This is a genomic window from Flavobacterium frigidum, from assembly GCF_048286795.2.
In genome coordinates this window covers 15,425-40,083 of record NZ_JBLVPT020000020.1, presented here as the reverse complement: position 1 = coordinate 40,083, position 24,659 = coordinate 15,425, and the positions used below count along the sequence as shown (strand labels likewise).

Here is a 24,659-nt window from a genome sequence, read left to right as displayed (position 1 = left end):
TTTCAATTATCATTCTCTTTTTTTAGTGAAATTTCTTAAATTTTTAATTTAGATATTTTGCTATTTCTTTTTTTACTACATTAGTCTTCAATCTAATATGTTTAATATGAAAGAAGATTTCCTTCATTATCTGTGGAAATTTAAGAAGTTTGATGTCTTAAATTTGAAAACCTTCAATGGAGAGGAAATCACAATAATCAATGTTGGTCAATATTTAGAACTTGCAGGTCCTGATTTTTTCAATGCCCAAATAACCATTGGGAATCAAAAATGGGCTGGAAATGTCGAAATTCATCTTAAATCTTCAGATTGGTATGTGCATCATCACGAAAGAGATGAAGCCTACGAAAACGTAATTCTTCATGTAGTATGGGAACACGACTCGGAAATTTTTAGAAAAAACAATACCGAGATTCCTGTTTTAGAACTTAAAAAATATGTAGATGCTGCAACAATATCCAATTATCAATCTTTAATTTCCCCTAAATCGTGGATTTTCTGTGAGAAGCAAATTCAAGAAATTGATGAATTTGCATTCAAAAATTGGCAGGAACGTTTATTTTTTGAACGTTTGGAAAGAAAATCAAAACCGATATTTGATTTATTAGAACAAACCAATCACGATTGGGAAGCAGTATTGTTTTGTCTTTTGGCGAAGAATTTTGGACTAAATACGAATGGTGAAATCTTTTTAGAAATAGCGCAAAATATTCCTTTTTCAATTGTTAGAAAAGAAAGTTTTGAGGTCGAAAATCTGGAAGCTTTAGTTTTTGGAACTGCAGGATTATTGGATTCTGAAAAGGAAGATAATTATTTTAAAGATTTAAAATTCAGGCATTTCTATTTATTGCATAAATATCAACTAGAAAAAAGTTGTAGTGAGCCAGTTCAATTTTTTAAGCATCGTCCCGATAATTTTCCAACGATTCGACTGTCTCAGTTGGCCAATTTATATCATAATCAGCAGAATTTATTCTCGAAAATCAGCACGCTAAATTCTTTAAAAAGTATCTATGATTTGTTTCAGATATCAGTTTCTGAGTATTGGCTGAATCATTATCAATTTGATAAAGAAAGTCCAAAGAAAAAGAAATCACTTTCTAAATCCTTTGTCGATTTAATTGTTATAAACACGATAATTCCGTTACAATTCGCTTATGCAAAAAGTCAGGGAAAAGAAATTTCGGAGAATTTAATTCAACTCTTAAAGGAAATATCACCAGAAAAAAATGCAATTATTGATAAGTTTAATTCTTTCGGAATTGGTTCAAAAAGCGCGTTTGATTCGCAATCATTGATTCAACTCAAAAATGAATATTGTAATAAAAGTAAATGTTTAGAATGCCGTATAGGAATAGAGCTGCTTAAAAAACAAGTAGTGGTTTAGTAAAGGCATCAACTGGATAATTTTGTATTTTTGTACCTAAATAATAATTCTTTAAGATGTCTGCAATTATAAAACTCAAGTTTTTTTTTGAAAAACACGGTTTTCATGTTTCCTCGCGTTTGGCTGATACTTTAGGTATGAGAGCCAGTAGCGTCCGATTATTTTTTATTTATTTATCATTCGTTACCGCAGGATTATGGTTTGCAGTTTATTTAACGCTTGCTTTTTGGATGCGTTTAAAAGACCTAATACGTGCCAAGCGTACCTCAGTTTTCGACTTATAAAAATTTTTAAATTGAAAAAGGGATTATAAAGTACTTGAAATACTTTATAATCCCTTTTTTATTTTGATATGAATTTATTTGTCAGGATTGTTCAACTTGCTATTTTTCTTTCCATAGATGAAATAAATAGCAACTCCTAATGCCATCCAGATAACAAGTCTTGCCCAACTCTCATTTGGTAATGAATACATTAAAGCTAAACAAATTAAAATACCTGCAATTGGAACATAAGGAACTAATGGTGTTTTGAATGATCTTGGTGCATCGGGCATTTTTTTACGCATTACCAAAACTCCGATACATACTAATACAAACGCTAATAACGTTCCAATACTTACCATGTGACCTAAATCACTTACGGGTACAAAACCTGCAAAAAGGCTTACAAATACCATGAAGAAAAGATTCGTTTTCCATGGAGTTCTAAATTTTGAATGAATGTCACTAAAGAATGAAGGTAATAAACCATCTTTACTCATCGTGTAGAAAACACGACTTTGTCCCATTAACATAACCAACATTACAGAGGTATATCCTGCTAAAATAGCAACAATTAAACCAGTTTGTAAAAAGGTATATCCAGTTTTGGCAAATGCTGTAGCTGCTGGTTTAGCATCTCCGGCAAATTCACCGTAAGGTACAAGTCCAGTCATTACGTGTGCAAACAAGACATAAAGTATGGTGCAAATTATTAATGACCCTAAAATACCAATTGGCATTCCTTTTTGTGGATTTTTTGCTTCTTGAGCAGCTGTAGAAACAGCATCAAAACCAATGAATGCAAAAAATACAGTTCCGGCTCCTGCGGCAATTCCTGACCATCCAAATTCTCCAAAAACTCCTGTGTTTTCAGGTATATATGGCGTGTAATTTGCTGTGTCAATAAAACTCCACCCTAAAACGATAAACATGATCACTACAACTACTTTAACAACAACTAAAAAGTTATTTATAGATGCAGATTCTTTGGTTCCTCTTATCAATAATAAAGATAGCATTGAAACAATAAAAATTGCTGGAAGATTAATCATACCACCCTCTATAATAGTTCCATCGCTTAATTTTAATGTTTCCCAGGGCGAACATATTAAATTATGGGGGAGATGAATCCCATACTTATTTAATAATTCAAGTAAATAACGAGACCAACTTACACCAACTGTAGCAGCTCCTAGTGCATATTCAAGTACTAAATCCCAGCCTATAATCCAAGCCATAAATTCTCCCATTGTTGCATATGAGTATGTGTAAGCGCTTCCTGCTACAGGTATCATGGAAGCAAACTCAGCATAGCAAAGTCCTGCAAAAGCACATCCTACAGCGGCTAAAATAAATGAAAGTGTAACTGCTGGACCAGCATGTTCAGCAGCAGCAATACCCGTTAACGAGAATAATCCTGCTCCAATAATTGCTCCAACTCCAAGTGCTACTAATGAACGAGAAGACAAAGTCCTTTTTAATCCTTTTTCAGATTCTGATGCTTCATTTAGCAATACCGACAGTGGTTTAGTTTTCCAAATTGACATGGGTTATATGGTTTTGTTTGTTATTAAGCTTCAAATGTATTCTTTTTTGTAAAAAATAAAAATTATTATTTAAGTTTAAGTACTAAAAAATGTGTGAACAACTTATTTTTATCAATTTATCAGTGTTTACGTAAATAAAATATATTTGATTAAGCTCATATTAAAAATGTTTTGTTGTGAGCATTTAGACATTTCATATTTATTCTTTACTTTTATAATTATTATGTATTAAGCTCGCAAACGTAACCAATGAGTTCAAAAGTTATTCAGTCTTATTTTAATTTTACTCGCGAACAGCGAAGCGGTATTTTTATATTGTTCGGAATTATTATTGTGTTGCAAATTATTTATTTTTTTGCACCCTTTTATTCTGAGCCAAAAGATAATCCTGAGAAACAGAAATGGCTTTCCCTTCAATCTCAGGTTGATGCTTTAAAAAAAGATGCAAATGGGGAAACTAATAAGATGTATCTCTTTAACCCTAATTTTATAACCGATTATAAAGGGTATAAGTTAGGAATGTCAATATCAGAGATTGATCGGCTTTTTGCGTTTCGAAAAGAAAATAAGTATGTGAATTCAGCAAAAGAATTTCAAAATGTGACAAAGGTGTCAGATTCTTTATTAAATGTCATGGCTCCTTATTTCAAATTTCCAGATTGGGTAAACCAAAAAAATGCGCCAAGACAGTATAAAAAGTATTCAAATCCGGCTTTCGCCAAAAAGGAAAATATTGTTCTAATTGATATAAATAAGGCTACGAAAGAGGATTTAGTAAAAATCTATGGAATTGGCGATGCTATTTCTCTTCGGATTTTAAAACAAAAAGAACTTTTGGGAGGATTTGTTTCCATGGAGCAAATGAATGATGTGTGGAGATTATCTCCAGAAGTAATAGAAAATTTGAATACCCATTTTAAAGTTTCTGTACTTCCTGACTTTAAGAAAATAGATATTAATAACGCATCTTTAAAAGAGCTTACTCAGTTTTATTATTTTAGATACGCTTTGGCAAAACAAATAGTTACTTATAGAAGTATGAAAGGAAAAATCAACAATATTGAGGATTTAACAAAAATCAAGGGATTTCCTGTTGATAAAGCAAATTTAATCGGGTTATATTTGGACTTTAATTAAAATTCGGTAACTTGCGGCTTTAAATTCATTTGATTTTTTTAAAAAATGACTGTATTATTACCATCTATTTTTTAAATTATCATTTTATTATCTAGCGATCAAAAATCTAACCTCTAAACATAAATCAATTTGTTTTGTTTCAACGCATTCAATTTGTTAAAAAAAAAGTATTAGTTATATGAATTCAATTTATTTTACAGAAGAACACCAATCATTTAGAGAAAGTTTAAAAGATTTTTTACAAAAAGAAGTTGTGCCACATATTGAGAAATGGGAAAAAACTGGCACTATTGAACGCTTTATTTGGAAGAAATTTGGTGAAATGGGCTATTTTGGTATTGCTTATCCTGAGGCATACGGAGGATTAAACTTAGACTTGTTTTACACCGTTATTTTTCTTGAAGAACTTCAAAAAATTAAATCATCTGGTTTTGCAGCTGCGATGTGGGCACATTCATATTTAGCAATGACCCATTTGAACGCCGAAGGCGATGAACGAATTAAACAAGATTATTTAGCGCCAAGTATTGCTGGTGAAAAAATAGGTGCTTTGTGTATATCAGAGCCTTTTGGTGGTAGTGACGTAGCGGGTATGCGAACTAATGCGGTGTTAAAGGGCGATAAGTACGTAATAAATGGCTCAAAAACTTTTATTACAAATGGGGTGTATGCAGATTACTACATTGTGGCTGCAAAAACAAGTCCTGAACTTGGGAATAAGGGAATTAGCATCTTTTTGATGGATAGCAACTTGAAAGGTATTACTGCTAACAAATTGGATAAATTAGGTTGGAGAGCTTCAGATACTGCAGAGTTAGCATTTGATGATGTAGAAATTCCAGTAGAAAATTTGATGGGTGAAGCGGGTAAAGGGTTTCCTTATATTATGCAGCATTTTGCTTTAGAGCGTTTGATCATGGCTATTAATGCTCATGCTAGAGCAGAGTACGCAATTGATTATACTATCGAATACATGTCGCAACGAGAGGCTTTTGGAAAAAAAATCAGCAAGTTTCAGGCATTGAGACATACTATGGTCGAGCATGCCACAGAAGTAGAACATTGCAAAGTGTTTAATTATGCGGCCGTGGCAAGATTAGACAAAGGCGAGTACGTAGTTAAGGAGGCTACAATGGCTAAATTAAAATCTACCAAAGTTTCTGATGAAACTATATACAGTTGTTTACAAATGCTAGGAGGTTATGGTTACATGGAAGAATATCCTCTAGCGCGTTTGTCGAGAGACAGCCGTTTAGGGCCTATTGGTGGTGGAACATCAGAAATCCTCAAAGAGATATTAGGAAAAATGATCATTGATCAACAAAATTACGAGCCAGCAGTTAAATAACATCTCAAATACAGGGTAACAAGCATGAAATATTTCGCGACTTTTTAGTGAATTATTTTATAGACAAGCTTAAAAAAAGCGATAATCAATTTCGATTATCGCTTTTTTCATTTATTCCGTCTGCTATTATTTCTTGAACAATCTCATGTTCTCCCTCTTCAAGCTTTTCTTTTAGATGCTCTTGTTTTGAAGTATTTTTGTTGATGAAAAACTTTGCATATATCGGAAAATGATCAGATCCGAAATATTCTAAACTTCTTAATTCATCAATAAACACATCTGGTGTGTGAAACATTAAATCAATTGGAAATCTTAAAAACCAATATTTGGTATGAAAACTTGAAATGAATCCTCGACCAATTCTTCCGTCGATAGTCTCGCTGGTTTTTCTAAAAAGTATAGAGGATTTTGCCCAAGCTACATTATTGAAATCTCCAACTACGATACAGGTATCGGAGTTTTGTTTTATTTTTTTTGCAATACTCAAAAGTTCTCCATCACGCTCTTTAGAATTTTCTTCTTCAGTAGGACTTGGTGGTGGCGGATGAACGGCAAAAAAAGTGAATTTAAAATTGTCAGCTGTTGTTATTTTTGCCTCAATACTGGGCAGGTCATCCGCCACAAAATAATGAACACTGTGTTTTGTTATTTTTAATTTAGAATATAAATGCATCCCGTAGGTGTTATCTAAGGCTACTTTGATATTGTATTTGTATTTTTGATCCAAAACTGAGAGTGCTTTTTCCCAATTTTCATCAGATTCCATGGTTAAAACAATATCTGGATTGTATTTGTGAACTAAAGCTGTAAATTTTGCGTATTCTAAATTTTCTTGAAATACGTTGGCTGAAAGTACTGTGATTATTTCTGAAGAAACATCACAAGGTTCTCTTTGTACTGACTTGTGAAAAGAAGTATACTTGTAAAGGGCTGCAAGATGACTTATAATACTTAATAAAGTCAAAAATTGAAGAATCGGTATCCAAACATCTGATTCATTTATTAAGATAAAGCTAAAGACTAAAGCCGTAATCTGTAAAATAAGTATTTGAATTTTTCCAAACTCAAAAAATCTATAGAACCAATGTGTAAGTGGCATATAGGGTAAAAAACTTGCAATAAGTAATAGAGTAGAAATTATGATAAACCACATAAACTTTATTTTGTTGGTAAAATTAAATAAAATTATGCAAATACTTGTTAGTTCACTTTATTATCCTACTTTTGCAAACTAAAGAAAGGGGGTGTCTATATTATGTTAATTATACCAATTAAAGACGGAGAAAATATCGATAGAGCGTTAAAACGTTACAAAAGAAAATTTGATAAAACAGGAACTGTTCGTCAATTAAGAGCGCGTACAGCTTTTATTAAACCTTCAGTAACGAATAGAATCAAAATTCAAAAAGCGGCTTATATCCAAAATATGAGAGATAACTTAGAGAGTTAGTCAATATCTATTCAAAATAAAATACCGTTAGTCATCAGAAGTTTTATAACTTTGATGCTAACGGTTTTTTTTATGACTACAAATATAGATGCATTTCGGAATTACCTGCAATTGGAGAAAAAATATTCTCCACATACCATAATAGCGTATTGCAATGACATTTCTTCTTTCGAATCCTACAATACAATACATTTTGACCAAAAAAATATAGATCAGGCCAATTACAATCAAATAAGGACTTGGATTGTATTTCTTGTTAATGCTGGTTTGTCCAATACTTCCGTCAATAGAAAAATGGCTTCCTTGAAAGCATTTTATAGGTTTTTATTAAAAATCAAGCAGTTAGAGGCAAGTCCGCTACTCAAACACAAAGCTTTAAAGTCGCAAAAAATCCTTCAGATTCCCTTTTCAGAAAAAGAAGTTGTAGATGTTTTAGATGTAATGAATAACACTACAGGTTTTGAGGGTATTCGAAATAAGCTTATCATAGATTTGTTTTATACTACTGGGATGCGTCGGGCAGAGTTGATAGGTTTGAAAATAGTCAATTTAGATCTGGCTGGTGGTACTATAAAAGTATTGGGAAAGCGCAATAAGGAACGTATTTTACCCATTTTACCTATTATAAAAGAGCAGTTTTTTCTGTTCCTAGAAGAGCGAGACCGCTTGATTTCCATTGTTGATTGTGATTATTTATTTCTAACAAAAAAAGGGTTAAAATTAAATGAATCCTTTGTGTATCGATTAATAAATTCTTACTTTAGTGGAGTCTCTGAAAAAGTAAAAAAGAGTCCCCATATCTTGAGGCATACTTTTGCAACGCATTTGTTAAATAATGGAGCAGATTTAAATTCACTCAAAGAGTTATTAGGTCATTCTAGTTTAGCGTCAACGCAAATATACACGCACAATAGTTTATCAGAGCTTAAAAGTGTATACGAAGGAGCGCATCCTAGAATGCGAAAGTAATTTGGAGAAATGTTTAACTATTAAAAAAAAAATTATGAAGGTAAGTGTTCATGCGGTTAACTTTACTGTTGACAAAAAACTGGTAGATTTTGTTCAGGATAGAATGGACAAGTTGGAAAAGTACTATGATAAAGTGGTATCAGCAGATGTTTTTTTGAAGGTTGAAAAAACAAGTGATAAGGAAAACAAAATTGCCGAAGTAAAAATCAATGTTCCTGGCGATGATTTTTTAGTTAAAAAACAATGTAAAACTTTTGAAGAAGCTGTTGAGCTCTCGGCGGAATCCTTAGAGAGAATGTTAATAAAAAGAAAAGAAAAAATAAGTTCACACATTTAAAATTATTTTTTTTTAAAAAATGTTTTGAATGAGAGATAAAATCTCTACATTTGCAGTCCGTTAGAAATAGCGGACTTTTTTTATTGATTTGCCAGCGTAGCTCAGTTGGCTAGAGCAGCTGATTTGTAATCAGCAGGTCGTGGGTTCGAGTCCCTCCGCCGGCTCAAAAATGTAAAGGTTAGTAATAGAAAAAGTAGGGGAGATACTCAAGCGGCCAACGAGGGCAGACTGTAAATCTGCTGTGTAAACTTCGCAGGTTCGAATCCTGCTCTCCCCACTAGGAAAATTAAATTGTGGTAATTGAATTGAAAAATCCAAAACTGTGATTTAAACTCTTTGATAAGAGGTTCTGCCGACTTAGCTCAGAGGTAGAGTGCTTCCTTGGTAAGGAAGAGGTCACGGGTTCAATTCCCGTAGTTGGCTCAATTAAGTAGGAAATTGAAATAAATATATAAACTAGATTAAAAATTAAGTAAAATGGCAAAAGAAACCTTTAACCGTAACAAGCCCCACTTAAACATTGGTACAATTGGGCACGTAGATCACGGAAAAACTACATTAACTGCAGCAATAACTAAAGTGTTATCTGATGCTGGTTACTGTCAAGCAAAATCATTTGATCAAATTGATAATGCTCCTGAAGAAAAAGAAAGAGGTATTACAATTAATACATCTCACGTTGAGTACGAAACTGCTAATCGTCATTACGCTCACGTTGACTGTCCAGGTCACGCGGATTACGTAAAGAACATGGTTACTGGAGCTGCGCAAATGGATGGTGCTATTCTTGTAGTAGCTGCAACTGATGGTCCAATGCCACAAACACGTGAGCACATTCTTTTAGGTCGTCAGGTTGGTATTCCTAGAATGGTTGTATTCATGAACAAAGTGGATATGGTTGATGACGAGGAATTATTAGAACTTGTTGAAATGGAAATTAGAGACTTATTGTCTTTTTATGAATATGATGGAGATAATTGTCCAGTTATTCAAGGGTCAGCTCTTGGTGGATTAAACAATGATCCAGTTTGGACTCCAAAAATCATTGAATTAATGGCTGCCTGTGATTCATGGATTGAAGAGCCAATTCGTGATACTGCAAAACCATTTTTGATGCCAGTTGAGGATGTATTTACTATTACTGGTCGTGGAACTGTAGCTACAGGTCGTATCGAAACTGGTATTGCTAATACAGGTGATGCTGTTGAAATCATTGGTATGGGAGCTGAAAAATTAACTTCTACAATTACAGGAGTTGAGATGTTCCGTAAAATCCTTGATAGAGGTGAAGCTGGAGATAACGTAGGTTTATTGTTAAGAGGTGTTGATAAAGAATCTATCAAAAGAGGAATGGTTATCATTAAGCCAGGTTCAGTAAAACCACACGCTACTTTCAAAGCTGAGGTTTATATCTTGAAAAAAGAAGAAGGTGGACGTCATACTCCTTTCCATAATAACTACCGTCCACAGTTCTACGTACGTACAACTGACGTAACAGGAGTTATTACTTTACCAGAAGGTGTAGAGATGGTAATGCCAGGAGACAACTTAACGATCAATGTATCTTTGTTAAGCCCAATCGCAATGAGCGTTGGTTTACGTTTCGCTATCCGTGAAGGTGGTAGAACTGTAGGTGCTGGACAAGTTACTGAGATAGTAGGTTAATCCATTAAATATATTCAAAAAAGTAGTGTCGTTTAACGATGACACTACTTATTATTCTACGGGCGTAGTTCAAGGGTAGAATAGCGGTCTCCAAAACCGTTGATGGGGGTTCGAATCCCTCCGCCCGTGCAAAAAAATAAATCATAATGACAAAAGTTGTTAATTACATATCAGAAGCATTTGAGGAATTAAAGTCAAATGTAACTTGGCCTGCTTGGTCTGAGGTGCAACGTCTTACGATTGTTGTTGCTGTTTTTTCAGTTTTATTCGCTTTGGCAACTTGGGGAGTAGATGAAATTTTTGCGAAAGCTTTGGCTGGATTTTTTAACTGGATTAAAGCGTAATTCCCTCGTTATGGCAGATAATAATATTAAGAAGTGGTATGTCGTTAGAGCGGTCAGTGGTCAAGAGAATAAGGTAAAAGCTTATATTGAGACTGAAATAGCAAGACTTGGAATGGAAGATTATGTATCTCAAGTTTTAGTTCCTACTGAGAAAGTAGTTACAGTAAAAGAGGGGAAAAAAATAGTCAAAGACAAAGTTTATTTTCCGGGTTATGTTATGATTGAAGCTAATCTTGTTGGTGAAATACCTCATATTATCAAGTCTATAACAAGCGTTATTGGTTTTTTAGGTGAAATCAAAGGTGGAGAACCTGTCCCGTTAAGAATGTCTGAAGTCAATAGAATGTTGGGTAAAGTAGATGAGTTAGCTGTAAATACAGATACTCGTTCTATTCCCTTTAATATTGGAGAAACAATTAAGGTTGTTGATGGCCCTTTTAATGGTTTCAATGGAACTGTTGAAAAAATCAATGAAGAAAAGCGTAAACTAGAAGTAATGGTTAAAATTTTCGGAAGAAAAACACCATTAGAGCTTAGTTTTATGCAAGTTGAAAAAGTATAATTTTTTGTTACATCTATAATAACCATTATAATCGCTTCCATTGATTGTAATGTTAAATTTTTTAAAAAATGGCTAAAGAAATTAGTAAGGTAGTTAAACTACAAGTTAAGGGAGGTGCTGCGAACCCGTCGCCACCGGTTGGACCTGCTTTAGGAGCTGCTGGGGTAAACATCATGGAATTCTGTAAGCAGTTTAATGCTAGAACTCAGGATAAACCCGGCAAAATATGCCCAGTACAAATTACTGTGTATAAAGACAAATCATTTGATTTTGTTGTAAAAACTCCTCCAGCGGCTGTCCAGTTATTGGAAGCTGCAAAGCTAAAGTCAGGATCTGGTGAACCAAATCGTAAAAAAGTAGCAAGCGTTACTTGGGATGTTATCAAAGCAATTGCTGAAGATAAAATGGTAGATTTAAATGCATTCACAATCGAATCTGCTATGAGCATGATTGCTGGAACAGCTAGATCTATGGGTATAACTGTATCAGGAGATTCTCCTTTTTAATTAAGAGAAAGACATGGCAAAATTGACAAAAAAGCAAAAAGAGGCTGCTTCAAAAATTGAAAAGAACAAATTATACTCTTTAAAAGATGCAGCTGCATTGATAAAGGTTATTGCTTCTGCAAAATTTGATGAGTCTGTTGATATCGCTGTTCGATTGGGTGTAGATCCAAGAAAAGCGAATCAAATGGTAAGAGGTGTAGTAACATTACCTCATGGAACTGGTAAAGATGTAAAAGTATTAGCATTAGTTACTCCAGATAAAGAAGCGGAAGCTTTGGCTGCTGGTGCTGACTATGTAGGTCTTGACGATTACCTTCAAAAAATTAAAGACGGTTGGACAGATGTTGATGTTATCATCACTATGCCTGCTGTTATGGGTAAATTAGGTCCATTAGGTCGTATTTTAGGACCTAGAGGTTTAATGCCAAACCCGAAAACAGGTACAGTAACTATGGATGTTGCTAAGGCTGTTCAAGAGGTTAAAGCTGGTAAAATTGACTTTAAAGTTGACAAAACTGGTATCGTACATGCAGGAATTGGTAAAGTTTCTTTTGGAGCTGAGCAAATTTATGACAATGCACACGAAATTATTCAAACATTAATCAAACTTAAGCCAACTGCTGCTAAAGGTACCTATATTAAAGGTATTCACCTTACAAGCACTATGAGTCCTGCAATTGCATTGGATCCAAAAGCAGTATAATTGGTAGTTAATAATTTTTAGTATGACTAGAGAAGAAAAATCAATCGCGATTGAAGAATTAACTGCACAGTTAGCTGGTACAAATATCATATACATATCTGATATTTCAGGACTTAATGCAGAGACTACTTCAAGCTTGAGAAGAGCTTGTTTTAAAGCAGGTATAAAATTAGAGGTTGTAAAAAACACTTTGCTTGCAAAAGCAATGGAAGCTTCTGATAATGATTATGGTGATTTACCATCTGTATTGACAGGTAATAGTGCTATATTTATTTCAGATGTTGCAAATGCACCTGGAAAAATAATTAAAGATTTCAGAAAAAAATCAGCTAAACCTGTATTAAAGGGAGCTTACATAAATGCTGAAATTTATATTGGAGACGATCAATTAGATGCATTAGCAACTATTAAATCTAAAGAAGAGCTTATCGGCGAAATCATTGGATTGCTTCAATCACCAGCTCAAAGAGTTATTTCTGCTCTTCAAAACCAATTCGCTAAAAGCGAAGAGGCTACAGAAGAAGTGGAAGCATAATAAAAACGACTTTATAGTCTAAGTTTTATTTTAAAAAGCGCACAATAAATAAATTATATTTTTACAAATCATTTTAAAACGATAGAAAAAATGGCAGATTTGAAACAATTCGCAGAACAATTAGTTAACCTAACGGTAAAAGAAGTTAACGAATTAGCAACAATATTAAAAGATGAGTACGGAATCGAACCAGCTGCTGCAGCTGTAGTAGTTTCAGGTGGTGGTGAAGCTGCTGCTGAAGAGGTTCAAACAGAATTTACAGTTGTATTGAAAGAAGCTGGTGCTTCTAAATTAGCAGTTGTAAAATTAGTTAAAGAACTTACAGGTTTAGGTTTGAAAGAAGCTAAAGACGTAGTTGATAGCGCACCAAGTAATGTAAAAGAAGGTGTTTCTAAAGAAGAGGCTGAAGGTCTTAAAAAATCTTTAGAAGAAGCTGGAGCTGTTGTTGAGCTTAAATAGTTAAACTCAGTTTGAAGAATAAGGTTTAGGTCTTGGGTTTAGTCACCCAATGACCTAAACCATTTTTCGTATAACAAAAGTCTAGCTTGTATTATTACAATTTATACTTTTAATACAATAATTTTATCCATTACGAGAAAATAAATCAATAGATAATAAGAAAGTAGTTATCTTAAATTGATTTTTTAAAGATGTAATGGTTGTAAAATTTAAACGTAAATAAATTTTTATTTACACCAAAAATTACTTTTTTAATCAAAATTTTGTCCATTGATGCTAACAAATCAGACTGAAAGATTGAATTTTGCCTCCACAAAAAATATTCCTGACTATCCAGATTTTCTAGATGTTCAGGTTAAATCGTTTAAAGATTTTTTTCAATTAGAAACTAAATCTGACGAAAGAGGTGACGAAGGGCTTTACAACACCTTCATGGAAAACTTCCCAATTACTGATACAAGAAATAACTTTGTATTAGAATTCCTTGATTATTTTGTAGACCCACCACGTTATACAATTCAAGAATGTATAGAAAGAGGTCTTACTTATAGTGTGCCTTTAAAAGCAAGGTTAAAACTATATTGTACAGACCCAGAACACGAAGATTTTGAAACTATTGTTCAAGATGTTTATCTTGGTACAATTCCTTACATGACACCGAGTGGTACCTTTGTTATTAATGGTGCTGAGCGTGTAGTTGTTTCTCAATTACACAGATCTCCGGGTGTTTTCTTTGGTCAATCATTCCATGCAAATGGAACAAAATTGTATTCTGCCAGAGTAATTCCTTTTAAAGGTTCTTGGATAGAATTTTCAACAGATATTAATAGTGTAATGTACGCTTATATCGACAGAAAGAAAAAGTTACCTGTTACTACTTTATTCCGTGCTATTGGATTCGAAAGAGATAAGGATATTCTTGAGATTTTTGATCTTGCAGAGGAAATTAAAGTTTCTAAAACAGGACTTAAAAAATACATCGGTAGAAAATTAGCTGCACGTGTATTGAATACATGGCATGAAGATTTCGTTGATGAAGATACTGGTGAGGTAGTTTCTATCGAACGTAACGAAATAATCCTTGATAGAGATACAATTATCGACAAAGATAATGTTGAGGAAATCATTGATTCTAACGTTAAATCTATTTTGTTACACAAAGAAGATGCTAATCAAGGTGATTATGCTATCATTCATAATACATTGCAAAAAGATCCAACAAACTCTGAAAAAGAGGCTGTTGAACATATTTATAGACAATTACGTAACGCTGAACCGCCTGATGAAGAAACGGCTCGTGGTATTATAGATAAATTGTTCTTTTCTGACCAACGTTACAACTTAGGTGAGGTAGGTCGTTATAGAATAAATAAAAAATTAGGTTTAGATACTCCTATGGAAAAGCAAGTCTTGACCAAAGAAGATATCATAACTATTGTAAAATATTTGATCGAATTGATTAACTCTAAAGCAGAGATTGATGATATTGATCACTTATCAAACCGTCGTGTTAGAACAGTTGGAGAACAATTGTCTCAACAATTCGGTGTTGGTTTAGCGCGTATGGCTAGAACCATTCGTGAGAGAATGAACGTTAGAGATAACGAGGTGTTTACACCAATAGATTTGATTAATGCAAAAACATTATCTTCTGTTATCAACTCTTTCTTTGGAACAAACCAGTTGTCTCAGTTTATGGATCAAACGAATCCACTTGCCGAGATTACGCACAAGAGAAGACTATCTGCACTAGGACCAGGTGGACTTTCGAGAGAAAGAGCCGGATTTGAAGTACGTGACGTTCACTATACGCATTACGGACGTTTATGTCCAATTGAAACTCCTGAGGGACCAAACATTGGTTTGATTTCATCTCTTGGGGTTTATGCTAAAGTAAACGGAATGGGTTTCATTGAAACACCATACCGTAAAGTAACCAATGGAACTGTAGATTTAGTGTCTACTCCAGTGTACTTAAGCGCAGAAGAAGAAGAAGGAATGATGATTGCTCAGGCAAACATTCAAATGGATGCCACTGGAAAAATTACTGCCGAAGACGTAATTGCACGTCAAGAAGGTGATTTCCCTGTAATTGAACCAACAAGAGTAGATTATACCGATGTTGCGCCAAACCAGATTGCTTCTATATCAGCGTCTTTGATTCCTTTCTTGGAACACGATGATGCGAATAGAGCCTTGATGGGATCTAACATGATGCGTCAGGCCGTACCATTAATTCGTCCTGAAGCTCCTATTGTTGGAACTGGTTTAGAGCGTCAAGTTGCTTCTGATTCTAGAGTATTGATTAATGCTGAGGGAGATGGAGTTATAGAATATGTAGATGCCAATATCATCACTATCAAATACGATCGTTCTGAAGAAGAAAGAATGGTGAGTTTTGAGCCAGATGAGAAAACATACAATCTAATTAAATTTAGAAAAACCAATCAAGGTACAAGTATCAACCTTAAACCTATCGTAAGAAAAGGGGATAGAGTGGTTCCTGGACAAGTATTATCTGAAGGATATGCGACTCAAAATGGTGAATTGGCTTTAGGTAGAAACCTAAAAGTTGCATTTATGCCATGGAAAGGGTACAACTTTGAGGATGCGATTGTAATTTCTGAAAAAGTAGTTCGTGACGATATTTTTACTTCTATTCACGTGGATGATTATTCATTAGAAGTTAGAGATACTAAATTAGGTAACGAAGAATTAACGAACGATATACCGAACGTTTCTGAAGAAGCTACTAAAGATTTAGATGAAAATGGTATGATTAGAATTGGAGCAGAGGTTAAACCTGGCGACATTCTGATCGGAAAAATTACTCCAAAAGGAGAATCAGATCCTACTCCAGAAGAGAAATTGCTTCGTGCAATCTTCGGGGATAAAGCAGGTGATGTAAAAGATGCCTCATTAAAAGCATCTCCTTCTTTACATGGTGTTGTTTTAGATAAAAAATTGTTTGCAAGAGCAGTAAAAGATAAACGTAAACGTACGCAAGATAAAGATGCTTTAGGAGCACTTGAAATGGAGTTTGAAGTTAAATTTGTTGAATTAAAAGACAAATTAGTAGAAAAACTTTTCTTGATCGTAAACGGAAAAACATCTCAAGGTGTAATGAATGATTTGGGTGAAGAAGTTTTACCAAAAGGTAAAAAATACACTCAAAAAATGCTTTATGCTGTTGAAGATTTTGCTCACTTAAGTAAAGGTCAATGGGTTGCTGATGATGCAACTAATAAAATGGTTAATGATTTAATTCATAACTATAAAATTAAATTGAACGATTTACAAGGTGCATTACGTAGAGAGAAATTCACTATTACTGTTGGAGATGAATTGCCAGCAGGAATCTTGAAATTAGCGAAAGTATATATTGCCAAAAAACGTAAATTGAAAGTTGGGGATAAAATGGCGGGACGTCACGGTAACAAAGGTATTGTTGCTCGTATCGTTCGTCATGAAGATATGCCTTTCCTTGAAGATGGAACTCCAGTTGATATCGTATTGAACCCATTAGGGGTACCTTCACGTATGAACATTGGTCAAATTTATGAAACGGTACTTGGTTGGGCTGGTATGAACTTGGGTAGAAAATTTGCTACACCAATTTTTGACGGAGCAACATTGGATCAAATCAATGAATTAACTGACGAAGCTGGAATACCACGTTTTGGACATACACATTTATATGATGGTGGTACAGGAGAACGTTTCCATCAAGCGGCAACAGTAGGAGTTATCTACATGTTGAAACTTGGACACATGGTTGACGATAAAATGCACGCACGTTCTATAGGTCCATACTCGTTGATTACACAACAACCACTTGGAGGTAAAGCTCAATTTGGAGGTCAACGTTTTGGAGAGATGGAGGTTTGGGCACTTGAAGCTTATGGGGCATCAAGTACTCTTAGAGAAATCTTGACTGTGAAGTCTGATGATGTTATTGGTAGAGCAAAAACTTACGAAGCAATCGTAAAAGGTGAATCAATGCCAGAACCAGGATTACCAGAATCATTCAATGTATTGATGCATGAATTGAAAGGTCTTGGACTAGACATTCGTTTAGAAGAATAAATAATAATTTGTCACTGGTAGAGAGGTTCATTGTAACGTCTCTACTTTGGCATTTATATAAGTTTTTAGGATTTATACCCGTAACTCGTTCCGATTTTTTACTAAGACCTGATAGGTTTTGTAATTAGCACTTCAAAAATTGTATTTGAAGTTTAGAGAAGTAACTCGAGGTAATGTTTAAGTCAAAAGTTTGAAAGTCTAAAGTCTAAAGTCATCCGTGGCTTTAAAAACTTTATGACATTTGACTTTAAGACTGAAATAAAATTAATTTTTTAATTGCAAATAAATCAATAGTAAAAACTATGATGAATAATAGAAATAATAACAATAAAGATAAAAACCCTGTAAAAAGGTTTAATAAAATCTCAATAGGACTTGCTTCTCCTGAATCGATCTTGAAAGAATCAAGAGGTGAAGTATTGAAGCCGGAAACTATCAACTACAGAACGCACAAGCCTGAGCGTGATGGTCTTTTCTGTGAACGTATTTTCGGACCAGTAAAAGATTTTGAATGTGCTTGTGGTAAGTATAAAAGAATACGTTACAAAGGGATCATCTGTGACCGTTGTGGTGTAGAAGTAACTGAGAAAAAAGTTCGTAGAGACAGAGTAGGTCACATCAATCTTGTTGTGCCAATTGCTCATATTTGGTATTTCCGTTCTCTTCCAAATAAAATCGGTTATATCCTTGGTCTTCCATCTAAGAAATTAGATATGATTATTTACTACGAGAGATACGTAGTAATCCAAGCTGGTATTGCTAAAAATGCAGAAGGAGAATCATTACAAAGACTTGACTTTTTGACAGAAGAAGAATATTTAAATATTTTAGATACGCTTCCAGCTGACAACCAATATCTTGATGATTTTGATCCAAATAAATTTGTTGCCAAAATGGGAGCAGAATGTATTATGGATTTATTAGCAAGAATAGATCTTGATGCCTTGTCTTACCAATTAAGACATAATGCTAACAATGAAACGTCTAAACAACGTAAAACGGAAGCTTTAAAAAGATTACAAGTTGTGGAATCTTTCCGTGAGTCTAACCTGAACCGTGAGAATCGTCCTGAATGGATGATTATGAAAGTGGTACCAGTTATCCCACCAGAATTGCGTCCGCTTGTGCCTCTTGATGGAGGTCGTTTTGCAACTTCGGATTTAAATGATTTATACCGTCGTGTAATCATCCGTAACAACCGTTTGAAAAGATTAATGGAGATTAAAGCTCCAGAAGTTATCTTGAGAAACGAAAAACGTATGTTGCAAGAATCTGTAGATTCACTTTTCGATAATACGCGTAAAGCATCTGCAGTAAAAACGGAATCAAACAGACCATTAAAATCATTATCTGATTCCCTTAAAGGTAAACAAGGACGTTTCCGTCAAAATTTACTTGGAAAACGTGTGGATTATTCTGCTCGTTCGGTAATTGTTGTTGGACCTGAATTGAAATTGTCTGAATGTGGTATCCCAAAAGATATGGCAGCAGAATTGTACAAACCTTTCGTTATCCGTAAATTGATCGAAAGAGGAATTGTAAAAACGGTTAAATCAGCTAAGAAAATAATAGATAAGAAAGAGCCTGTGGTTTGGGATATCCTTGAAAATGTAATTAAGGGTCATCCAATATTACTGAATCGTGCTCCTACTTTGCACAGACTAGGTATTCAAGCATTTCAACCAAAATTAATTGAAGGAAAAGCAATCCAATTGCACCCTTTAGTTTGTACGGCATTTAATGCGGATTTTGATGGGGATCAAATGGCAGTTCACCTACCGTTAGGACCAGAAGCAATTTTGGAAGCACAACTATTAATGTTGGGTTCTCACAATATCTTGAATCCTGCAAATGGAGCTCCTATCACGGTACCTTCTCAGGATATGGTTTTGGGTCTATATTATATGACCAAAGAACGTTTATCTACTCCAGAGCTTAAAATTTTAGGAGAAGGAATCACTTTTTATTCTGCTGAAGAAGTAAATATTGCTTTGAATGAAGGTAGATTAGAATTGAATGCTTCTGTGAAAATTAGAGCAAAAGATTTTAATGAAGCAGGTGAGTTGGTTTACCAAATCATTAAAACTACTGCGGGTCGTGTATTATTTAATGAAGTAGTACCAGAAGCAGCTGGATATATCAATGATGTATTGACTAAGAAAAACCTTAGAGACATTATCGGACATGTTTTAAGTTCAACTGATGTACCTACAACAGCGGCTTTCTTGGATAACATGAAAGACATGGGGTACAAATTTGCCTTCAAAGGTGGTTTGTCATTCTCTCTTGGGGATATTAGAATTCCAGATCAGAAACCTAAATTAATTGCCGACGCAAGAGAGCAAGTAGGAGGTATTTCTGCAAATTATAACATGGGTCTTATTACCAATAACGAGCGTTACAACCAAGTTATTGATGTATGGACTTCAGCAAATGCTCAATTGACAGAGTTAGCAATGAAAAACATTAGAGAAGACCAACAAGGTTTCAACTCAGTGTATATGATGCTTGATTCTGGAGCAAGGGGTTCCAAAGAACAAATTCGTCAGTTAACCGGTATGCGTGGTTTGATGGCTAAGCCAAAAAAATCTACTGCTGGTGGTGGTGAAATTATTGAAAATCCGATTCTTTCTAACTTTAAAGAAGGTCTTTCTATCCTTGAGTACTTTATTTCTACTCACGGTGCGCGTAAAGGTCTTGCGGATACGGCATTGAAAACTGCCGATGCAGGATATTTAACAAGAAGATTGCATGATGTATCTCAAGATGTTATTGTTAACATCGAAGATTGTGGTACTTTAAGAGGTGTTGAAGTTTCGGCATTGAAGAAAAATGAGGAAATTGTTGAATCATTAGGAGAAAGAATTTTAGGACGTGTTGTTTTACAAGACGTAATTAATCCTTTGAATAATGAAGTTTTGATTCAATCTGGACAACAAATCACTGAAGTTATAATGAAAGCAATTGACGCTTCTCCAATCGAGAAAGTGGAAGTGCGTTCACCATTAACTTGTGAAGCGTTAAAAGGTATTTGTGCAAAATGTTACGGTAGAAATTTAGCTACTGGTAAAATGACACAAAGAGGAGAAGCAGTTGGTGTTATCGCAGCACAATCTATTGGAGAACCAGGTACACAGTTAACACTACGTACATTCCACGTTGGTGGTGTTGCGGGTGGTATTTCTGAGGAATCAAGTATCATTACCAAATTTGCTGGTAAGCTTGAAATCGAAGATTTGAAAACTGTAAAAGGTGAAGATAGCGAAGGAAATTCGGTTGATATTGTTGTATCTCGTTCTACGGAATTGAAATTAATTGATGAAAGAACAGGTATCTTATTAAGTACAAATAATATTCCTTACGGTTCTAGTATTTTCGTTAAAGACGGTCAATCTGTTGCTAAAGGAGATGTAATTTGTAAATGGGATCCATATAATGGAGTTATCGTTTCTGAGTTTACTGGTAAAATTGCTTACGAAGATTTAGAGCAAGGTCAATCATTCATGGTTGAAATTGATGAGCAAACTGGTTTCCAAGAAAAAGTAATTTCTGAATCTAGAGCTAAAAAATTAATTCCTACTTTATTGGTTTACGGTAAAGAAGGAGAACTTATTCGTTCTTATAACTTACCAGTTGGAGCCCACTTGATGGTTGAAAACGGTGAGAAAATTAAAGCAGGTAAAGTATTGGTAAAAATTCCACGTCGTTCTTCTAAATCAGGAGATATTACTGGAGGTTTACCTAGAATTACAGAGTTGTTAGAAGCTCGTAATCCTTCAAACCCAGCTGTTGTTTCTGAAATCGATGGTGTTGTTTCTTTTGGAAAAATCAAAAGAGGAAACCGTGAGATTGTTATCGAATCTAAATTTGGTGACGTTAGAAAATACTTGGTTAAATTATCAAGCCAAATTCTAGTTCAAGAAAATGACTTTGTAAGAGCAGGGGTACCTTTATCTGATGGTGCAATTACTCCAGATGATATTTTAAGAATCCAAGGACCAGCAGCTGTTCAACAGTATTTGGTAAATGAAATTCAAGAAGTATACCGTTTACAAGGGGTAAAAATCAATGACAAACACTTTGAAGTAGTAATACGTCAAATGATGCGTAAAGTAAGAGTTCAGGATCCAGGTGATACTTTATTCTTAGAAGATCAATTAATTCACACTAAAGATTTTATCGTTCAAAATGATAAATTATACGGTATGAAAGTAGTTGAAGATGCTGGAGATTCTAGTGCATTAAAAGAAGGACAAATTATTACGCCTCGTGAGTTGCGTGATGAAAACTCTTTATTGAAACGTACAGATAAAAATCTTGTTGTAGCTCGTGATGTTGTTACTGCAACAGCAACGCCAGTTTTACAAGGTATTACAAGAGCATCGCTTCAAACTAAATCGTTTATTTCTGCTGCATCTTTCCAAGAAACCACTAAAGTATTGAATGAAGCTGCTGTTGCAGGTAAAATTGACTACTTAGAAGGATTGAAAGAAAATGTAATTGTAGGACATAGAATCCCTGCTGGAACAGGTATGAGAGAATATGACAATACAATTGTAGGTTCGAAAGAAGATTATAATGATATGATGGCTAACAAAGAAGAATATATTTATTAAGATATGAGTAATTCTAATCAACAACAAGAGCAAATTAATATTGAGCTAGATGAAAAAATCGCTGAAGGAATTTATTCCAATTTGGCAATAATAAATCACTCTTCATCAGAGTTTGTTTTAGATTTTGTAAGCATTATGCCAGGTATTCTTAAAGCTAAGGTGAAATCAAGAATTGTCTTGACGCCGCAACATGCTAAAAGGCTGTTAAAAGCAATAGGAGAAAATATTCATCGTTTTGAAGTCGCTCATGGCGAAATAAAAGACACTGAACAGGCACCAATACCGCTTAATTTTGGTCCGGCAGGACAAGCATAATATTTTTAAAAGGCTCCAGAAATGGAGCCTTTTTTTATGGATTAAATCTTTCTTCTGTAATGTGACTTTTAGCTTTGTGTTTTTTTAATTTTAAGATTCATATAAGTATCACTTCAATATTTCTCTATTATTCGTTCCTGAATGTTCAATTTCTATAAAAATTATACATTACTCTTTATTTGATAAATAGACATTATGAAATCTTTAAATTCAGGTGTTTAATAACAATTTTGTGTTTTAAACGATTATTAAGGTGCTTCATCGAAAATATTTTTTGCTGGTAAATAAATGATATACTTTCGTTCTCGAGATAGGGAATTAAACACCATCTATCCAAAAAAAAAACGAATTGTTATGAAATATTTTACTTTAAAAGCTAACACTAAAGGGATTTCAAATCTCTTGATACTGTTTGTTTTTATATTACTGTCAAACGTATCTGTATTTGGTCAGTCTGCACAAAAATTAGTAGATGATAGTACGATTGAAGTTAACAGTAATGCAAAAAAAGAAAATGTCTCAGCAGTTTCCACTCAATCAAACAGTATGAATTTTGTTTTATGGTTTATGGGTACTAAACAAGATCCAAACAGTACAATATCTAAAGAAAGTTCAAGTGCAAAAATACAGGTTATAACATCTGGTTCTGCTCCAAACCGTTTGTTAATCAAAGCTTTTTTAAAGAAAGCGGTTGATACAGGCAGTATGGTTTCTTAAGTAGAAATTTATTTTAAAAGGGATATAAAAAAACGCTAATTGAAAAATTAGCGTTTTTTTTGTAACTATTTCAAAAAAATGTGATTTACTCAAATTCTGAAGTAAAAAATAATTTCACATTCGGATATTTATTTTGTGTCATCTGGATTGTAAAGTCAGAATCAGCTAGAAATACTAATTGTCCGTACTTATCATGAGCTAAGAATTTTTGTTTTATTCGTCTAAATTCTTTAAATTCCTCACTTTTTAAATCATTTGGCTTTACCCAGCAAGCCTTGTGAACAGGAAAATTTTCATAGGTACATTTTGCGCCATATTCATGCTCTAAACGGTACTGAATTACCTCATATTGAAGTGCACCAACCGTTCCAATGATTTTTCTGTTGTTCATTTCCAAAGTAAATAACTGAGCAACACCTTCATCCATCAACTGATCTACACCTTTATCCAATTGCTTGGCTTTCATTGGATCGGCATTATTGATGTATCGGAAATGTTCTGGAGAAAAACTTGGAATTCCTTTGAAACTCATGATTTCCCCTTCGGTCAACGTATCTCCAATTTTGAAATTCCCAGTGTCATGTAGGCCAACAATATCACCAGGATACGATATATCTACAATTTCTTTCTTTTCAGCAAAAAAAGCATTTGGACTAGAAAATTTTAAGTTTTTCTTTTGACGCACGTGATAATACGGTTTGTTTCTTTCAAACGTTCCAGAAACAATTTTTATAAAGGCCAAACGATCTCGGTGTTTAGGATCCATATTGGCGTGGATTTTAAAAACAAATCCAGACATTTTCTCCTCTTTAGGATCTACCAATCGTGTTTCTGAATCTTTGGGTCTTGGTGAAGGAGCAATTTGAACAAAACAATCCAATAATTCTCTGACTCCAAAATTGTTCAATGCAGAACCAAAAAATACAGGTTGTAGTTTTCCGTCTAAATAATCCTGACGATCAAATTTTGGATATACTTCATCTATCAATTCTAATTCTTCACGCAATCGATCGGCTGGTTTTTGACCAATTATTTTCTCTAATTCAGGATTTTGAACATCGGAGAAAGCAATCGTTTCTTCAATATTTTTACGGCTGTCGCCACTAAATAAGTTTATGTTTTGTTCCCAAAGGTTATAAATTCCTTGAAAGTCATACCCCATTCCTATTGGGAAACTCAATGGAGTAACTGTTAAACCCAGTTTTTGTTCCACTTCGTCCATCAAGTCAAAAGCGTCTTTTCCTTCTCGGTCTAATTTGTTAATGAATACAATAATTGGGATTTTTCGCATTCTACAAACCGCAACTAATTTCTCTGTTTGTTCCTCGACACCTTTGGCCACATCAATTACAACAATAACGCTATCGACAGCAGTTAAGGTTCTAAAAGTATCCTCGGCAAAATCTTTATGTCCCGGTGTATCGAGAATATTTATTTTTTTGTCTTTATAATTGAATGCTAAAACCGAAGTGGAAACCGAAATACCTCTCTGGCGTTCAATTTCCATAAAGTCACTGGTAGCACCTTTTTTAATTTTATTATTCTTTACAGCACCTGCTTCTTGAATTGCACCACCAAAAAGGAGGAGTTTCTCTGTAAGTGTTGTTTTTCCGGCATCAGGATGTGAGATAATCCCGAAAGTTCTTCTGCGTTGTATTTCTTCTAAAAAGCCCATATTTGTATAAATAGTTTGCAAAAGTACTATTTATATAT

General features: G+C 34.1%; 21 protein-coding genes and 4 tRNA genes. 22 read left to right on the top strand and 3 right to left on the bottom strand.

Features of this window, described 5'->3' with window-relative positions; genetic code table 11:
* The first annotated feature begins 106 nt into the window (after positions 1-106).
* Both ACNQGB_RS14865 and ACNQGB_RS14860 read left to right on the top strand, forming a co-directional pair.
* Entirely contained in the window at positions 107-1,387 is a 1,281-nt protein-coding gene (locus tag ACNQGB_RS14865; protein WP_417946797.1) for a DUF2851 family protein, read from the top strand.
* A 56-nt stretch (positions 1,388-1,443) separates the two neighbouring features.
* Positions 1,444-1,671, top strand: coding sequence for a PspC domain-containing protein (locus tag ACNQGB_RS14860; protein WP_309757950.1), 228 nt, complete (start codon positions 1,444-1,446; stop codon positions 1,669-1,671).
* Between the two features lie 74 nt (positions 1,672-1,745).
* On the opposite strand, the gene ACNQGB_RS14855 is transcribed toward ACNQGB_RS14860, so the two are convergent.
* Positions 1,746-3,197 (bottom strand): amino acid permease, encoded by a 1,452-nt coding sequence (locus tag ACNQGB_RS14855; RefSeq protein ID WP_417946796.1) that lies wholly within the window; start codon positions 3,195-3,197, stop codon positions 1,746-1,748.
* A gap of 249 nt (positions 3,198-3,446) precedes the next feature.
* Between ACNQGB_RS14855 and ACNQGB_RS14850 the strand changes: the two genes are divergently transcribed.
* Together ACNQGB_RS14850 and ACNQGB_RS14845 are read left to right on the top strand one after the other, a co-directional pair.
* Entirely contained in the window at positions 3,447-4,334 is an 888-nt protein-coding gene (locus tag ACNQGB_RS14850; protein ID WP_417946889.1) for a ComEA family DNA-binding protein, read from the top strand.
* A gap of 178 nt (positions 4,335-4,512) precedes the next feature.
* Positions 4,513-5,682 carry an acyl-CoA dehydrogenase family protein gene (locus tag ACNQGB_RS14845; RefSeq protein WP_417946890.1) on the top strand — a complete coding sequence of 390 codons (1,170 nt, stop codon included), beginning with the start codon at positions 4,513-4,515 and terminating at the stop codon, positions 5,680-5,682.
* A gap of 85 nt (positions 5,683-5,767) precedes the next feature.
* Here the strand turns inward: ACNQGB_RS14845 and ACNQGB_RS14840 are convergent, their stop codons facing one another.
* Positions 5,768-6,835 carry an endonuclease/exonuclease/phosphatase family protein gene (locus ACNQGB_RS14840; protein ID WP_417946892.1) on the bottom strand — a complete coding sequence of 356 codons (1,068 nt, stop codon included), beginning with the start codon at positions 6,833-6,835 and terminating at the stop codon, positions 5,768-5,770.
* Between the two features lie 102 nt (positions 6,836-6,937).
* Between ACNQGB_RS14840 and rpsU the strand changes: the two genes are divergently transcribed.
* The 18 genes from rpsU to ACNQGB_RS14750 all read left to right on the top strand — a co-directional run bounded on the left by rpsU (position 6,938) and on the right by ACNQGB_RS14750 (position 22,946).
* A complete protein-coding gene (rpsU, locus tag ACNQGB_RS14835) occupies positions 6,938-7,132 on the top strand; it encodes a 30S ribosomal protein S21 (protein ID WP_035670421.1) in 195 nt (64 codons plus the stop codon).
* A gap of 72 nt (positions 7,133-7,204) precedes the next feature.
* Positions 7,205-8,101 carry a tyrosine-type recombinase/integrase gene (locus ACNQGB_RS14830; protein WP_417946894.1) on the top strand — a complete coding sequence of 299 codons (897 nt, stop codon included), beginning with the start codon at positions 7,205-7,207 and terminating at the stop codon, positions 8,099-8,101.
* Positions 8,102-8,135: 34 nt separating this feature from the next.
* Positions 8,136-8,438 carry a ribosome hibernation-promoting factor, HPF/YfiA family gene (hpf, locus tag ACNQGB_RS14825; RefSeq protein ID WP_309757925.1) on the top strand — a complete coding sequence of 101 codons (303 nt, stop codon included), beginning with the start codon at positions 8,136-8,138 and terminating at the stop codon, positions 8,436-8,438.
* Positions 8,439-8,528: 90 nt separating this feature from the next.
* Positions 8,529-8,602 (top strand) — tRNA-Thr (locus ACNQGB_RS14820).
* Positions 8,603-8,634: 32 nt separating this feature from the next.
* Positions 8,635-8,715 (top strand) — tRNA-Tyr (locus ACNQGB_RS14815).
* Between the two features lie 74 nt (positions 8,716-8,789).
* Positions 8,790-8,861, top strand: a tRNA-Thr gene (locus ACNQGB_RS14810).
* 54 nt (positions 8,862-8,915) lie between these two features.
* Entirely contained in the window at positions 8,916-10,103 is a 1,188-nt protein-coding gene (gene tuf, locus ACNQGB_RS14805; RefSeq protein ID WP_417946896.1) for an elongation factor Tu, read from the top strand.
* A gap of 58 nt (positions 10,104-10,161) precedes the next feature.
* Positions 10,162-10,232 (top strand) — tRNA-Trp (locus ACNQGB_RS14800).
* A gap of 17 nt (positions 10,233-10,249) precedes the next feature.
* A complete protein-coding gene (gene secE, locus ACNQGB_RS14795; RefSeq protein WP_417946898.1) occupies positions 10,250-10,447 on the top strand; it encodes a preprotein translocase subunit SecE in 198 nt (65 codons plus the stop codon).
* Between the two features lie 10 nt (positions 10,448-10,457).
* Positions 10,458-11,009: a transcription termination/antitermination protein NusG gene (nusG, locus tag ACNQGB_RS14790; RefSeq protein WP_417946899.1), complete on the top strand. Its 552-nt coding sequence runs from the start codon at positions 10,458-10,460 to the stop codon at positions 11,007-11,009.
* A 68-nt stretch (positions 11,010-11,077) separates the two neighbouring features.
* Positions 11,078-11,515, top strand: a complete 438-nt coding sequence (rplK, locus tag ACNQGB_RS14785) for a 50S ribosomal protein L11 (protein WP_035639405.1) — start codon at positions 11,078-11,080, stop codon at positions 11,513-11,515.
* A 13-nt stretch (positions 11,516-11,528) separates the two neighbouring features.
* On the top strand, positions 11,529-12,218 hold the full coding sequence (gene rplA, locus ACNQGB_RS14780) for a 50S ribosomal protein L1 (protein ID WP_039111376.1): 690 nt from the start codon (positions 11,529-11,531) through the stop codon (positions 12,216-12,218).
* 22 nt (positions 12,219-12,240) lie between these two features.
* Positions 12,241-12,753: a 50S ribosomal protein L10 gene (gene rplJ / locus ACNQGB_RS14775; protein WP_417946902.1), complete on the top strand. Its 513-nt coding sequence runs from the start codon at positions 12,241-12,243 to the stop codon at positions 12,751-12,753.
* A gap of 90 nt (positions 12,754-12,843) precedes the next feature.
* A complete protein-coding gene (gene rplL, locus ACNQGB_RS14770) occupies positions 12,844-13,212 on the top strand; it encodes a 50S ribosomal protein L7/L12 (RefSeq protein WP_035670434.1) in 369 nt (122 codons plus the stop codon).
* 273 nt (positions 13,213-13,485) lie between these two features.
* Entirely contained in the window at positions 13,486-17,298 is a 3,813-nt protein-coding gene (gene rpoB / locus ACNQGB_RS14765; RefSeq protein WP_417946904.1) for a DNA-directed RNA polymerase subunit beta, read from the top strand.
* A 302-nt stretch (positions 17,299-17,600) separates the two neighbouring features.
* The gene (rpoC, locus tag ACNQGB_RS14760; RefSeq protein ID WP_417946876.1) at positions 17,601-21,914 is read left to right on the top strand and encodes a DNA-directed RNA polymerase subunit beta'; all 4,314 of its coding nucleotides are present in this window, start codon (positions 17,601-17,603) and stop codon (positions 21,912-21,914) included.
* 3 nt (positions 21,915-21,917) lie between these two features.
* Positions 21,918-22,229: a DUF3467 domain-containing protein gene (locus ACNQGB_RS14755; RefSeq protein ID WP_417946878.1), complete on the top strand. Its 312-nt coding sequence runs from the start codon at positions 21,918-21,920 to the stop codon at positions 22,227-22,229.
* A gap of 354 nt (positions 22,230-22,583) precedes the next feature.
* Positions 22,584-22,946, top strand: a complete 363-nt coding sequence (locus ACNQGB_RS14750) for a hypothetical protein (RefSeq protein ID WP_417946880.1) — start codon at positions 22,584-22,586, stop codon at positions 22,944-22,946.
* An 85-nt stretch (positions 22,947-23,031) separates the two neighbouring features.
* Here the strand turns inward: ACNQGB_RS14750 and ACNQGB_RS14745 are convergent, their stop codons facing one another.
* Positions 23,032-24,621, bottom strand: a complete 1,590-nt coding sequence (locus ACNQGB_RS14745) for a peptide chain release factor 3 (RefSeq protein WP_417946887.1) — start codon at positions 24,619-24,621, stop codon at positions 23,032-23,034.
* Positions 24,622-24,659: the final 38 nt, after the last annotated feature.

Bases quoted from the DNA above. Each gene is read 5' to 3' on its own strand.
- ACNQGB_RS14865 (WP_417946797.1), top strand. From the start codon at position 107: ATGAAAGAAGATTTCCTTCATTATCTGTGGAAATTTAAGAAGTTTGAT.
- ACNQGB_RS14860 (WP_309757950.1), top strand. From the start codon at position 1,444: ATGTCTGCAATTATAAAACTCAAGTTTTTTTTTGAAAAACACGGTTTT.
- ACNQGB_RS14855 (WP_417946796.1), bottom strand. From the start codon at position 3,197: ATGTCAATTTGGAAAACTAAACCACTGTCGGTATTGCTAAATGAAGCA.
- ACNQGB_RS14850 (WP_417946889.1), top strand. From the start codon at position 3,447: ATGAGTTCAAAAGTTATTCAGTCTTATTTTAATTTTACTCGCGAACAG.
- ACNQGB_RS14845 (WP_417946890.1), top strand. From the start codon at position 4,513: ATGAATTCAATTTATTTTACAGAAGAACACCAATCATTTAGAGAAAGT.
- ACNQGB_RS14840 (WP_417946892.1), bottom strand. From the start codon at position 6,835: ATGTGGTTTATCATAATTTCTACTCTATTACTTATTGCAAGTTTTTTA.
- rpsU (WP_035670421.1), top strand. From the start codon at position 6,938: ATGTTAATTATACCAATTAAAGACGGAGAAAATATCGATAGAGCGTTA.
- ACNQGB_RS14830 (WP_417946894.1), top strand. From the start codon at position 7,205: ATGACTACAAATATAGATGCATTTCGGAATTACCTGCAATTGGAGAAA.
- hpf (WP_309757925.1), top strand. From the start codon at position 8,136: ATGAAGGTAAGTGTTCATGCGGTTAACTTTACTGTTGACAAAAAACTG.
- tuf (WP_417946896.1), top strand. From the start codon at position 8,916: ATGGCAAAAGAAACCTTTAACCGTAACAAGCCCCACTTAAACATTGGT.
- secE (WP_417946898.1), top strand. From the start codon at position 10,250: ATGACAAAAGTTGTTAATTACATATCAGAAGCATTTGAGGAATTAAAG.
- nusG (WP_417946899.1), top strand. From the start codon at position 10,458: ATGGCAGATAATAATATTAAGAAGTGGTATGTCGTTAGAGCGGTCAGT.
- rplK (WP_035639405.1), top strand. From the start codon at position 11,078: ATGGCTAAAGAAATTAGTAAGGTAGTTAAACTACAAGTTAAGGGAGGT.
- rplA (WP_039111376.1), top strand. From the start codon at position 11,529: ATGGCAAAATTGACAAAAAAGCAAAAAGAGGCTGCTTCAAAAATTGAA.
- rplJ (WP_417946902.1), top strand. From the start codon at position 12,241: ATGACTAGAGAAGAAAAATCAATCGCGATTGAAGAATTAACTGCACAG.
- rplL (WP_035670434.1), top strand. From the start codon at position 12,844: ATGGCAGATTTGAAACAATTCGCAGAACAATTAGTTAACCTAACGGTA.
- rpoB (WP_417946904.1), top strand. From the start codon at position 13,486: ATGCTAACAAATCAGACTGAAAGATTGAATTTTGCCTCCACAAAAAAT.
- rpoC (WP_417946876.1), top strand. From the start codon at position 17,601: ATGATGAATAATAGAAATAATAACAATAAAGATAAAAACCCTGTAAAA.
- ACNQGB_RS14755 (WP_417946878.1), top strand. From the start codon at position 21,918: ATGAGTAATTCTAATCAACAACAAGAGCAAATTAATATTGAGCTAGAT.
- ACNQGB_RS14750 (WP_417946880.1), top strand. From the start codon at position 22,584: ATGAAATATTTTACTTTAAAAGCTAACACTAAAGGGATTTCAAATCTC.
- ACNQGB_RS14745 (WP_417946887.1), bottom strand. From the start codon at position 24,621: ATGGGCTTTTTAGAAGAAATACAACGCAGAAGAACTTTCGGGATTATC.